Below are 12,991 nucleotides of genomic sequence, written 5' to 3'. Positions count from 1 at the left end.
CATCAGGCCTTCAGCTTTTCAAGTTGATCTGCGCTGGGTGCATGAAAATCAATCCGCGTGCCAAATGACGTCAAGGTACCGGCATCCATCGCGAAGGCCGTGGTGTGATACAGGCTCCCTCCGAATCCACCTCTAGAGACGCTAAAACCTTGGCCTGCATACACGTTCTTCTCGCCGGCCAGCACCCATACGGGTTCTAGACCAGCACTCGCAAGCTTCGTCAGGAAGTAGTCGCTGGATACGACGCCGGCTCCTGAACCGCGCGAACGCAGTGAGGGGCCCTGCCAACGAAGAATGCCGCCGGCGTCGACGTACTCCGGAGCCTTGCCGCTGCGCAGGTGCAGATCCAGCACATTAATGACGCCTGACGAGGGCAGGTAGAGCGAGAACCCGTCGTCGACCGAGTTGTCGTTGCCGCTGCCTTCAACGTTCAGTGATTCCACGATGCTGGCATACGGAATTGTGATGCCAGCCCTGATGTTCTGTTCCAGCTCGATTTGCCGGGTGTCGCGCCACCCATGCTCTCCTAGGAACGGGCTCAGGGAGTCGCTTTCCCGCAGACGAGACGCGTCGCCCCGATGCCTGCCGAGCAGTTCCTTTGCTAGCTGGGGACCGTTGCCTAGAGCGGTGACAAGGCAGCTGATGCGCGACCAGGCATCCGCGTGCGTGCGCCGCCCCTGGCCCGACACTATCCAGCGACGAAAGCCGTAAACCGTTAGCCAACCTTCGCCGTCGGGGCTGGTAACCTCGATTTGAACGACTTCATTGCACAGGTCGCTTTCTACGTGCAACCATGCCAGGAGTAGGTCGGTATCGCCAGATGGTAGTCGGGGTGCAGATGGAGTCCACCATGTGACCGGTGCAGATTGCCAGCCTGTTTCGAGGGTGCTTCGAACGAGCAGCGACGGGTCCAGGTCCCTCTTCATGTCGCGGCCTCGAGGGCCCGGCTCGAATGCCCTGAGCCTACCTTCGTCTTCCCAAGAACACATCGCAAGGTTGTCAGTCATACGGGTTGCTGCCTCTGCGAGCGCGATGTACTGGTACTTCTTGCCGATGCGCTCCACTCGATGCTTACCCATACGGTCGTGGCTGATACTCCCGCCCCTCTCAAACTGCTCAAAGAGCTCCTCGGTCCACCCGAGCTGATGCGCTCGCTCGCAAATCCATCGCCGTACAGGGCCATAGTCAGGCTCCGACGGGCGCCTGTTGTCATCGCTCATTCGCGTTGATTCAACAAGGAAGTACTCGGCGAATTCGGCGTATTCGGTGCGCAATGCCTCCGACAGAGTCTCCTTGAAGACCTCGTTGGCTCTCCCGACTTCGGCCAATAGACGCTCGGACTCCCGCCTGCTCGCTGCGCTGAAGGAGCCGCGCATGGGCCGCAGCCGGTAATCGACCGTCAGCCGGCGCAGCGCAAGGTAGGCTTCTGCCTGCTCGGTGGTCACCTTGTCCATGAGCGCTTCCTGCCAGTGCTCGAAAAGTTCCTTCGTGGTGCTGCCAGCACGAGTGCGCGGGGCGTCCACGATGTCGTGCAGCCAGTGGCGCAAGGTGTAGTTTCCGAAGTCACCGTGTTGGTCCGTGGAAGAGCAAATCGAATCGCCGTAGCCGCGGTCTCGGTACTTATTAAGGTCCTCGTCCGTCACGGGTTCCAGCGGCCAGGCTGACTTGAACTTTGCCCTGCATGCATCGAGGTTGATCTGCGTGGGCAGCTCCCCGGCAGCTTGGGCGTAGAGCAGGATACCAAAGGCGTAGTCGCGAGTCATGATGTTAAGCGGCGGCTGCTTACCTTCAGCAAAATAGTTTTTCCAGACAGATGCAGCGAGCACCCTGCAACGTGCTCGGTCCATGCCCTGCATTACCGCGCCGTAGCAGGCAGCGAGAAGGCGTTCTGTGATGTATGGGTCGTCGACGGCGGCAAATTGGTCGACGAGCGCAGCAGCGTGACCGAGCTTACAGGACAGGAGGTTCACGAGGGCCTTGGTGGCGCGGTCACGAACGGCCCGGTTGCTGGTAGACAAGAACCAGGTCAGCGTGACCGTCGCGAGCAGGAGACGTTTCTCGTCGACTTTGCTGGCGTCGGCCTCCCAAGCCCAGTCGATGAGCGAGGCGACGGCACCGCCCTCGTCCAGGTCATCTACGGCCAGGAACACAGACCACACAGCGTCCCTCTGCGGCATTGGACCCGGCCACAGTTTGTTGTGTAGCCAGTTGGCATTGAACAAATTCTCAGGCTCGGTGCTTACGAGCAGCATCAAGCCGTAGGCCGAGCGGCCGGTGACCTCGCAGAGCTTGTCTACCCATCCGGCCGTCCGGCTTGTGAACGCCGTCGGGCTTCGCCACGCCAGCGAACTCTCAAAGGCGTCGAGGAGAGACGGGTCGTCGATGGCCTCCGCGGACAAGACATCGAAGATTTCGAGGTTGAACTTCTCCGGCAGTTGCACTGCCAGGGCCTCGATGACCCCGGCAAACCGCCAGCTTTCATACGGCTCGAAGTAAGCGGCCAGCGGCGCGCGCCGGAACGAGCCATCTACGTCTGTGCGGTCGATCTGGCTGATGAGCCGTTTGGCACGTAGGTGGTCCGACAGTCGTTCGAACGTGAATCGGATGATTTCTTTTTGGGAGCCGCCTGGCTGCCACTCGACGTCCTGCGTGAGCACGCCTTCAGACATGAAGGCTGAAAAGAGGCTACGCTCCGTATAGCCGCCCGAGCTGTGAACGCTTTCCAGCAGCGTGATGGTGTCTTCCATGGACAGGCTTCCGCCGTCGCCCTGGACCGCGCACGCTTCCAGGAACTGCTCCAACGCCTTGCGCGGAATCGTAAGCTCGGGGATGAGCTTCAGCTCCCTCTGGACTTTGTTCGCCACTGCGGTCAGGTAGAAGTCGAAGATGGCGGTGACGCCGTCCATACCCTTGGGTAGTTGCTTCAGGCCCTCGGCGTCAAGATACTCGCAGCAGGTTCGAAGGAACAGTGGGTTCTCGAACTCCCTGGCCAGGTTCGGAGAACTGGGTCGCGCGATGCCACCTCGGTCGAGGTAGGCCTTTGCTGCGGCGCCGGCGTGTCCTGCGAAACCGGGGTGCACGACGCGCGCGAGCTCCTTAAGCGGGAGGAAGCGGAAGTAGGTGCTGCGAATGGTCAACACCAGTGCCAGTCGAGGGAACTTCTGTACCAACCGGATGAACCCGGACAAGCGCGTCGCCCAAAGCGCGATGCCATGCCGCTCGTTGAGGGCATCTATGGCCAGTACTGCCCGGCAGTCAGCGGCTTCAGCTGCGGCGTCGAGAGCGCCGAGGAAGTTGGCGTTGGTGACTTGGGCCAAATCAAGCTGACCACGGATTTGCTCCCAGGGGTCCCCATCGGTGAGGCTTCCGCTGAGGATCAGGATGAAGGGACGAGCTGCCTCAAGCTGCTTGTGTCCGAAGTCAGCGACGAGGTGGGATTTGCCGATGCCGCCTGGGCCCGAGATGACCAGTTCCCGCTTGTTCATGAGCTGCCAGCGCTCGCTCGCAATCTCATCGCGGACACGGTCGACCGCCGAGTAGAGTTCGAAGAGGTCTTTGCGAAGGAGGTAACGGCTCTTGTCGGAAACCTTGTCTTGGACCTCGGTCAGTGCTTCGGAGATGCTATCGATGGCTGCGACCGCTAAGGCCGCCCAGCTCGCCAGCGGCACCGATGCCTCCAACGCTGCGGGAGGTGCACTAAGGCTTTGCAGAAGCAGTTCGCAGGTATGTCCCACTCGGTCGGCAATCGTCAACAACTTTTCGCGCGACAAGCTACCGGCCGCTCCGTCCATCTTGTACGTAATCTCGGCAGCCCAGGTTGCAGGCATCGCGAGTAGTTCTGGATCGCGAGCCACCGCTTGCAAGGCCTGCTGGATGGGCAACTCGACGTGACTTTCGGGGCTGTAGCGTTCACCCAGGTTGTGGCGCTGTACGTCGAGCTTGTCGCGGAACCAAGCCGAGCTGAACTTGACCGAATCGAACCAGTAGCGTGCCCGTCCAGAGTACATGGGGTCGTCGCGCCCAAGGCGCTCGCCGACGATGGACGCGCTCCAGAGTTCGATTTCGATGGTGCGCCCGCTGGCTGCTGCGTCGTTGACGCCTCTCTTGCGCCACCTCTCATAGCGCTGAACTTCGCTGGCCTTCCTGCCCGAGCGGTTGTCACGCAGGTCGACAGGCAGGCACACGACGAATTTCGTCAGCTGTGGATGGGCGCTAAGGGCTCGCTTCAACGAATCGGCCAGGTCGCCTACTTGTCCGTCCTCGAAACCGCCGATGAAGTACTTCGCTTGCCAGCCAACTTCGTGACCGTCCGCATAGGCTCGGTAGCACTCGAGCCCTTGGTCAGCCCCTGGGCCCTTGCGGATGAACCGAGAGCCCGCCGCCGGGTCTTCCAGGGCTGCCAGCTGACAGCAGAGTTCTTCGAAGCCGCCGCTCTGAGTTCCTCGATGTTCCCGAATACGTCTAAAGTCCAAGTTCAACGCCAACACTGCCTCCATTTATTTTTCGGCGCTATCCAAACTCAGCTATGACCGCCGTTCCAGCGATCGCTTACGCTGCAAAGTAGAAGCTAGAAGCTAGAAGCTAGAATTAACCTACGTAAAGTCCGTTCTTGGCCGTTAACCGCCCAAGAGCATAACAAATTGCCAATCAGCAAAACTCACGCATTGTCATATGCTTGTACGAAAGTCCGCTTGGGGCGAAAGCCATCTGTCAGAATCAAGTCGCTCCAGCCATCAACTCTGGTGGCGATAGCCCGGCCGATCTGGAGCCGACCTTGCTCAACTATTTAAAGCTTTACAAACACCACATTCCGCACCGGGCCATCGGCGCAAATACGCCCATCCAGGCACTCAAGGAATGGCAGAAGAGGAAGCCGGAGTTATTCTTGGCGCGCATTTGTAACCAGGCGGGACTGGATACCTAGGACTAATCCAAGACCAAACTCCGAAACTTGAACTTCAAGGAAAACATAAAGATAGGCCAAGAAAATCAAAATTATCCTATTGTCAATTCCACTTATAATAGTGATGCTAGACATTACATGTTTAGAAAAATCTTCACATCGAGAAAATGCCGGAATTGTTTATTCACTTACCACTGAATACAGTCACTAATACCGGGAAACAGGATGACCAAGAAAACAGAAATTGTGTTCGTGAAAAGCATAAAGGAAGGCGTTGATAGCAGTGAGTTTTTCACTCGCGCCATCGCCACTCCAGAACTGTCTAAAGACTTCTTATTTTACAAAACTGACGCCACATCCATCCGCGATGTACTACGTGAATGGATCATGGAAAACGGTATCTCTAGCCTGTTCAACTACCACATTACTTGCGATTCGATAATGCACCCAGGATTCAAAATTGATGAAATTGAAAATCTGATTATTGGGTTTATCAGCAGGCTGAATGGTGCAAAACATCTGCTCATCATTGACCTATATTTTTACTCACGTGAGGTTCCTGTCGTTGCGCTGTTTGAGAAAATGATGACTGTTTTTTCAGTAACATTGGAAAGAATTACGGTTTTCAGTAAACGCAGTCCTTCATCTGAGCGATTGCCTATGCATACCGTCCTTAGAAAGCTAATTCCCGCCATTCAAATTCGCGACGTCGAAACGAATAAATTTCACGACCGCTTTTGGATCGATCCTGACAACTTAAAAGGAGTGGTCATGGGCACATCCCTCAATGGTGTTACCAAGAAAATTGCTCTGATTGACAATCTTGGCCGAGCAGATGTAACCCAATTGTCTACTATGGCACGGGCGCTACTCTAACGAGGAAAAATATCATGAAATGTATTGCATCGGCCATAATTCTCTTGTTGACACTGTCTGGATGCCAGGAACACCAGAATGCCACGACTCCCTCGGGTAGGTATCAGCTACAGGTTGATCAAGATGGAAACGCATGGCGTCTGGACTCCGTAAGTGGTGAAACAAGGCGCTGTTGGCGAGGGACGCCTGGGGCCGTTGCTCCCAGATGTATCACTGCAGTTCAGACGAACGAATACTGACCGAACTTTAGAAGCGGTTCTGTCGCGTTATTGATCGGTGAGTGAATCGCCACCAGTAGCTTAATCCGTAGTTTTTGAAACAAGCGATGGATCGTGTTCGGGTCTGAGAGTCCTGCGAGGTACTAGGTTGCGATCTCGCGGCTGCTTGATCCAACGACGAGATCGGGTCCGGGTCTATCTCCCCTGCCCTGCATTGACTCCTGCCGCGCGCAAGAAAAAGTTGACCGCCCCTACCTATCACTGCCGGCGAAGGATGGTTTATCCGATCGAGGCAACAGCAGAGCGCCTGCTTTTGCGCGCGATAGCGGCACAGTTTGCTACGATAAACTAGCCCGTCTTCTGCTTCGTGCGCTCGGCCAGATCGGGAAGTTTGCATGCTGGAGGTGGAGTTGCGATAACGGCCTGCGCGGCCTGGCATGTCATGGCATCACGCCAAAACAGAAGCTTGCCATGGCCGATTAACCTACACTTTTTTAGCGCGCTCTAAAAATGGCGGGATTGCTCGTCAACTGGTTACATGACGGCACAGGCAGCACAACGGGACATCAGCCATTACCTGCTGCACCGGTATAACTGGATACGGCCACATCAGTTCAATCACGGATTGGCACCAGCCGTCACCGAAGAAAAACTTAACATAGTGTCCGGGATGGGTTGACCACTACAATGGCTTATCGCAGGAGATTCGTGCGGACTTCAATGCTGATTTGCCGATGCCAACCAGCATGATAGGACTAAGTCCACAGACCACTGAAGCAAATGCAGTAGCAGCCGAAGTTGGTGAGTTTGCGGATCTAATTTTGTCGAAGAGACATTTCTTGGGCAGCTTGAATATTCCAAAGGCCACTGGCAATTCGCTTTTCTTGGGCTCTCGTGCTGCAATGATTGACTTAGCTGAGATCCAATCTGGTGCTGCCATACGAACAGGGGAGCTATTCGAAACATCATACAATCGAGTTTGGGGCATGCATAATAGTTCGGCGCACCCGGTTTCTGGGCCAGATGTTGTAAACGTCTAGTCGCAGGAATATAAAATTTTAGTTCAAACGCAAAAGCAAGGCTCTGAAAAAGCATCGATTACTTTAGATAAAATGGCTCAGAAGAATCTATTTGCGCCCGAGCAAGTAAATCGCACTCAGAATATTATTAATCTCACTCGGAGCAAAAAAGGTGGCTAATACTCAATCGATACAGTTTTTCTTAAAATCAGAAAAGAACGAGAAGGAGATTTTGAATTTTCTTGGGAGTAAAATTGGATTCCTCGTCGAATCGACTGACATTGAAGTCCCGGATTCTGTTGGCTTCGCTCAAATATCTAGTCATACGCAAGGTTTCGAACAGAGTATTCTCGTTACATGGCCGCATGGCGTCGAATTAGCTCTGGCACCCGATGCGATGATAAAATTCATGGCAGCTCGACTGGATGTTGCCGTACTACTTGAACCCAATATAGATGGGGATGCATGGCTACTTGCGCAACCAGATGGGTCAGTTAAAAGTACGAATGTCCGCTACCTGGATGATGGGATTGACTTGAGCAACATACAACAACATCCTTAGAGGGTGTAGACAAAATCAACAACGAAGTTATGGCATGCTATCTCGATGTGGAGGGAGCATGCCATGGCAACCAGACATTCACTTGGCAGCACTGCACCGTCAAGCAGTGCCGGCGGCAGAACACCAGCGTTGAAGCCTGAGCATATCGCAGTTTTGCACGAGATCGTTCAGGAGCGCGCCCAGGCCAGCTTGTAGGAAATTGCCGACGAGCTGCATCACCGCTGCGCTCTGCGCATGTGCGCAGCAACGATTCGTCGTGCCATACACGCGTTAGGCGTCGTACGGCTCAAGCCACTGCGCCGTACGGTCACGGTGCGAGCCGAGGGCGCCAAACAGTATGGCTACACCGCAGCTCACCGGCGCGATGCCATCTCGCCATACAGCACGAACCTACCAGATGCCGAATGGGAGCTGGTTGCTGATTTGTTCGAGCGTACACCGGGACAGCGAGGCACGCCCGTGCTTTACAGCCGCCGCGATCTCGTCAATGCGTGCTCTTACGTGCTGCGTACAAGCTGCGCATGGCGACTGCTACCCGAGACCCAAGCTTGCGATCAACTCCTCAAGCGCGACCTCGGTACAACGCAGGATCTCGCTGCGACGAGGAATGTGATCGCACGAAACTCGACAATTACCGACGAAAAGCAAGTATGTTTTCTGTCCTTGCGATTAGAGGAAGAGGAAGCAAACTATCAAGCAAACCGGGCTGAACGCGCATCTCACGCGCAATTGCAGCCGTTGGAATTCCAAAGTGATCTCTCATCACTTTTAGTCCATCAACGATAACCTCTGGCTCCTCGCTTATCATGAGACGATCTTCAGACTCTTGAATAGCTTCACCATGTCGATGAAGCCCGATATAGCCTGCTCGTACCTGCTCATCGCTGAATGCACCGAGTTGCTTACCTCTGAACAAAATTGCCGCTTTCGAAACACCCCATCGTAACTTTAATTCCGAGAGGCCTGGCCAGTTCAGTCGGGATCCTCGGATTGCGAGAGGGCATTCGCGTACGAATGTAGTCCTAGGCATCAACAGAGCACTAGCAAAATGGTTCGCTTGGGCTTCAGTCAATCTGTCACCAGTTAAAATGCCAATGTGTAAAGAGAAATGACCAAGTTCGTGTGCGATACCGAATCGCTCACGACACGCGGACCTATCGGTATCGTTCAAGGCTATGATAGGCCTCTTAGTAGCAAACGAGATCGCATCGATCTCACACGCGAGCCCGCGTACTTTCATAACTGCAGCACCCGCGTTTTCAGCGATACGTGTTACGTTGCTGAGCGGCCCAAGGCCGAGCCCAAAGGTTGACCTAAATTTCTCTGTAGCACGCTCAATAGATTCTGCAAAGGAAGGATCCGCCTCGGCAACTTGATATTTAGGAAGCTCTACATGCTCATCTAGCACTCCAACAAGGCGTTTCAAAATTTCACCTCGCGCTCGCGCCTCCTGCCTGAGAACTACCTTCGTAGTAAGCTGTCTCCGAAAATGGCATTGTTCATCTGCGATCGGATTAGGGTCGACGTGATAGAAGAAATCAGGAAGTACATTTAGCTCAGCAACCAAGGCGCATTCTAGGGAATCTGTTACTGACTCAGCGCCATTTTCGATCCTACTCAAAAACTGTTTTGACACACTAACTCGCTCACCTAAGTCTGCAAGAGACAGCCCATGAAATAGGCGAATTAGTCGTAAATTACTTCCAATAAAATTGATCATTGAACCACTTCTTCAGCAACATCTCCGTCGTCGCGGCGTTTTGGTGCAACGACAGGTTTGGCCACTTCAATTGCCTGTGGCAATGTCTGCTGACCTTCAACTCGAAGAACTCGAATCGTGCCCGATACCCAGCGACAGGCCAATGTATCATTGGCTGTAAATCCCAAAAATTCGACCCTCGGTTCATCAGCGCCGTTGTAGCCGCGATCGATTACGAAGCAAAACCGTCCTGCATCTGTCGCAGGAGCGAACTCAAGAAATTCCGTTTGATAACGATTGGCTGTGAGCACGGCAACCTTCGAGGGATTAGCGGGATCGTCGTTGCTAAACCTGCATGGAACCCCGCCCAGGGCAAACACCAAATCATTACCAGAATTTGCGATCGTCAACCAAGGCTGACGTCCGGACGTCGCCTCCGCAATAATCCGGTTTCGTTGACGCATGAACGTCGTGCAGCCACGCGTGTAGCCGTTGTCGGTAGGCCTGGTCAAGTCGTCCTCCGTGGCATAAAGCTCATCCAAAAGAAGACGCGCAATGAACTCTAAGCGATCAGACGAAAGATTTTGGTTAAATGTGGTGGGCAGTGGCAAGGTCATTTTGTGCACTTTCGAAAATGTGTCAACCGAAGTTTGGTGCATTTTTTCGAAATCGTCAACCGTATTTTTGTGCAATCGATCAATTTCGTCAACCTACAACTCGGCTCCCTCCTTCGCCAAATACACTTCTAATCTTGGTGTCAGAGACTTCACAATTATACTGGATGCATATACAGTTGGCGTGAAATTTAGCTCGTCATACTGAACCGTCACCGACGTCCCCACTGCAGGCTTTCCTGATCTTTAGTTCTTGAAGATGAGAACCCGATGGATCGGGTTGGGGCACCGGACGTCCTGCCAGACGCCTGGTGTGCGATCTCGTAGCTGCCTGATCCACCGATGAGATAGAGGCTGGCCTGTCTATCTCCCCTGCCCTGCAGAGACTTATGCCACGCTCAAGTAAAGCTGGTCGTCCTCCGTCGCAACGGACGGCGAAGGATCACATATCAGACCGAGGTAGCCGCGAACAACTGCTTCTGAATGCTGTGGCGGCACAGTCGGCTGCGACAGCCTGGCCCGTCAACTATTTGAAGAAATCGATGAGAGCGAAGATTTTGTTCCTTGGCGCCGGACTGTCATCACGAGACTCTCAGCCTGCTCAATTGCGAAAAGCAATACTTTAAGCGGCCCGCGGGCATCTAGTAAATTCGTGGCGATTCACGGCGTTGTAATACGCAATGCCGTGATGGCGGCACACATGACTGGCATAACCTCGCCAACCGAGACGTGTAAAACGCATCGGTTAATTAGGAGTAAGGTCACCGGCCCTTCGGCTCCAAGGTGCTGCTTTGGGGCGGAACCTGCCAACGACGGCCACCGGCCAGAGGCTTTCATAACAGACCTTATTCCGTCAGTTCGTTACAGAGCCAAGCTGCTTGTCGTCAGTCTTCATTCGATGTTCAACAAAGCTGATACCAAACGACAGCAGCAAAGCAGCAGCGGAGAGTCCTGCTGCGATCCAGAGGTTGGTGGAAAGGCCTAGCCTGTCGACTGCCTGTCCACCGGCCCATGCCCCGAGCGCTATGGCAACATTAAATACACTCACGTACAGCGCGGCACCTATCTCCACGGCCTGGGGTGCCGCCTTCATCATCACTGTCATCAGGCCGACCGATACACCGCCGTAGGCTAGTCCCCAAGCTAGCAACACCACGCCGCCGCCGATCCTGGAGTCGCCGACTGCCAAGAATAGTAGCGGCGTGAGCAGCAAGCCACTCGAGATAGCAACGATGGTTGGCGCCGTGCGCCGCACCGCAACGACACCAGCCAGGAAGTTTCCAATGATGCCTGCGCAGCCATAGAAAAACAGCAGGGCTCCTAGCCATTGCGCATCAAACCCCGACACTGACAGCAACAACGGACGCACAAAGGTGAAGGCCACGAAATGGCTCGTCACCAGCAACAGGGTCAGAAGCAGCCCCGCTTGCATTTTCCGGTTGCACAACTGTTTGCCGAATTGACGCAAGGTCGCCGAACTGACAGCAGGCAGCGCTGGAATGACGGCTAGATGGAACGCCAGTACCAGGCCGCTAAACAGCGCCATGACGCCAAAGGCCCAGCGCCATCCTGCAAAGTCACCGATTTGGGCGCCAAGCGGCACGCCCAGCACAGAAGCGATCGCTACTCCGCCGAAGATAATCGACGTTGCCAGGCCGATTGAGGGAGCAGGAACAAGACGGGAAGCCAGGCCACCGGCAATGGCCCAGATTCCGCCCATGCAAAAACCGACGAGAACACGCGCAGCCAGCATCCACGCCAGGTTTTGTGCCAATGCCGAGGCAATGTTCGCGATCACTAATAGACTGAGCAAACCACATAGAATTTTGCGCCTGTCCAGGCTTCCCGATGCGATCACCAGCAGCGGAGCGAACAAGGCCGCCAGTAATGCCGGCAGCGAGATCATCAGGCCGGCGGTTCCGGTGGAGGTATCCAGGGCGTCACCAATCGGCGTCAACAGGCCGACCGGGAGCATTTCCGTTGTCACTACCGAGAAGGTGGCCATACCTATGGCGGTGATCGCCAGCCACGGGTGACGGACAGACGTTTCTGTTGCAGCGTAGGGAGACGTACTCACGGTTCATATCCTTCGTTAGAGAATCAGATAGACAGCTTTTGCCGGTAAAGGCGGTGTCGGGTAGGTATTGTGTAATTGCCATGAAATGGAGGGCCAAAATCCGTGGTGCGGACCCAGCAGGCAGCTTCTCCATGGCGTATCGATCTCGATCCCCTGTATGCGGCACTTGCAATGGAGACACGCTACAGTGATAATACATACGTAGCGTATGAATAAATTATATATTCATACGCCTTGAATGTAAACAATCATACGTAGCGTATGTAAGGAGAAAGCAATGGTTCGCCGCACCCGTGCCGAAATGGAAGAAACCCGTGCATCGTTGCTAGCCACTGCTCGCAAAGTGTTCGGCGAGCGCGGTTATGCCGACACGTCAATGGACGACCTCACTGCGCAGGCAGGGCTAACGCGTGGTGCGCTGTATCACCACTTTGGCGACAAGAAGGGCTTACTGCTCGCGGTGGTAGAACAGATCGACGCGGAAATGGATGACCGCCTGCAAACCATCTCCGAACGGGCCGACGATCCGTGGGAAGGTTTTCGTAGTCGCTGTCGTGCCTATCTGGAGATGGCCCTGGAGCCGGAAATTCAGCGCATCGTTTTACGCGATGCCAGGGCGGTACTAGGTGGTGCTTCACCGGACTCGCAGCGCCATTGCGTCGAGTCGATGCAAGGGATTATCCACGAACTGATTCATCAAGGCATCGTGGCCGAGGCTTGCCCACGGGCCCTGGCTTCGCTGATCTACGGCAGTCTGGCAGAAGCGGCGTTCTGGATCGCAGACGGTAACGAAGGCAGGGTGCGATTGATCGAGGGAGTTGCTGCCTTGGAATTACTACTACGCGGGCTGTTGCTTAAGAGATCATCGTGAAACGTTGCAAGGTCAGGGGCGCTGCGTCGGTGAGGCTGCGCACGGTGCCAGACACCGTGCAGCCGCGCCTGGCGAAATGTTCCGCAACGGCACGCCCGATTCCAGACGACACCCCGGTGACAACGACGACAGCAGACTGCGACATCGCACAT

General features: G+C 54.9%; 7 protein-coding genes and 3 pseudogenes. 5 read left to right on the top strand and 5 right to left on the bottom strand.

All coding sequences use genetic code 11. From position 1 onward, the window contains the following. Nucleotides 1-2: 2 nt before the first annotated feature. A complete protein-coding gene (locus tag O0880_RS10455) occupies nucleotides 3-4,484 on the bottom strand; it encodes a hypothetical protein (protein ID WP_289886353.1) in 4,482 nt (1,493 codons plus the stop codon). Between the two features lie 644 nt (nucleotides 4,485-5,128). On the opposite strand from O0880_RS10455, the gene O0880_RS10450 reads away from it, so the two are divergent. The 4 genes and pseudogenes from O0880_RS10450 to O0880_RS28110 all read left to right on the top strand — a co-directional run. Then, complete coding sequence (locus O0880_RS10450; protein WP_289886352.1) at nucleotides 5,129-5,779, top strand: hypothetical protein; 651 nt, start codon at nucleotides 5,129-5,131, stop codon at nucleotides 5,777-5,779. Nucleotides 5,780-6,523: 744 nt separating this feature from the next. After that, a pseudogene (locus tag O0880_RS10445) lies at nucleotides 6,524-6,676 on the top strand (IS3 family transposase); the annotation flags it as partial. Between the two features lie 512 nt (nucleotides 6,677-7,188). Continuing rightward, the gene (locus O0880_RS10440) at nucleotides 7,189-7,578 is read left to right on the top strand and encodes a hypothetical protein (RefSeq protein WP_289886351.1); all 390 of its coding nucleotides are present in this window, start codon (nucleotides 7,189-7,191) and stop codon (nucleotides 7,576-7,578) included. Between the two features lie 234 nt (nucleotides 7,579-7,812). Next, a pseudogene (locus O0880_RS28110) lies at nucleotides 7,813-8,109 on the top strand (transposase); the annotation flags it as partial. Nucleotides 8,110-8,209: 100 nt separating this feature from the next. Here O0880_RS28110 and O0880_RS10435 read toward each other — a convergent pair. The 3 genes from O0880_RS10435 to O0880_RS10425 all read right to left on the bottom strand — a co-directional run bounded on the left by O0880_RS10435 (nucleotide 8,210) and on the right by O0880_RS10425 (nucleotide 11,968). After that, nucleotides 8,210-9,298, bottom strand: coding sequence for an XRE family transcriptional regulator (locus O0880_RS10435; protein WP_289886350.1), 1,089 nt, complete (start codon nucleotides 9,296-9,298; stop codon nucleotides 8,210-8,212). Further along, nucleotides 9,295-9,894: a hypothetical protein gene (locus tag O0880_RS10430; protein WP_289886349.1), complete on the bottom strand. Its 600-nt coding sequence runs from the start codon at nucleotides 9,892-9,894 to the stop codon at nucleotides 9,295-9,297. The genes O0880_RS10435 and O0880_RS10430 overlap by 4 nt, the downstream gene beginning before the upstream one ends. 850 nt (nucleotides 9,895-10,744) lie before the next feature. Further along, nucleotides 10,745-11,968 carry an MFS transporter gene (locus tag O0880_RS10425; RefSeq protein ID WP_289886348.1) on the bottom strand — a complete coding sequence of 408 codons (1,224 nt, stop codon included), beginning with the start codon at nucleotides 11,966-11,968 and terminating at the stop codon, nucleotides 10,745-10,747. Nucleotides 11,969-12,245: 277 nt separating this feature from the next. Between O0880_RS10425 and O0880_RS10420 the strand changes: the two genes are divergently transcribed. Beyond that, a complete protein-coding gene (locus O0880_RS10420) occupies nucleotides 12,246-12,839 on the top strand; it encodes a TetR/AcrR family transcriptional regulator (RefSeq protein WP_289886347.1) in 594 nt (197 codons plus the stop codon). Between the two features lie 13 nt (nucleotides 12,840-12,852). Here the strand turns inward: O0880_RS10420 and O0880_RS10415 are convergent. Then, nucleotides 12,853-12,984: pseudogene (locus O0880_RS10415) on the bottom strand (SDR family NAD(P)-dependent oxidoreductase); the annotation flags it as partial. Nucleotides 12,985-12,991: the final 7 nt, after the last annotated feature.

The sequence above is a fragment of the Janthinobacterium sp. SUN118 genome, from assembly GCF_030397695.1.
In the GTDB taxonomy this organism is placed as follows: Bacteria; Pseudomonadota; Gammaproteobacteria; order Burkholderiales; family Burkholderiaceae_D; genus Janthinobacterium.
The sequence above is the reverse complement of the archived record's forward strand: the minus strand, read 5'-3'. Positions and strand labels throughout refer to the sequence as shown.

Excerpts from the sequence above, each read along its gene's own strand:
- O0880_RS10420 (WP_289886347.1), top strand. The coding sequence starts at position 12,246 with ATGGTTCGCCGCACCCGTGCCGAAATGGAAGAAACCCGTGCATCGTTG.
- O0880_RS10450 (WP_289886352.1), top strand. The coding sequence starts at position 5,129 with ATGACCAAGAAAACAGAAATTGTGTTCGTGAAAAGCATAAAGGAAGGC.
- O0880_RS10430 (WP_289886349.1), bottom strand. The coding sequence starts at position 9,894 with ATGACCTTGCCACTGCCCACCACATTTAACCAAAATCTTTCGTCTGAT.
- O0880_RS10435 (WP_289886350.1), bottom strand. The coding sequence starts at position 9,298 with ATGATCAATTTTATTGGAAGTAATTTACGACTAATTCGCCTATTTCAT.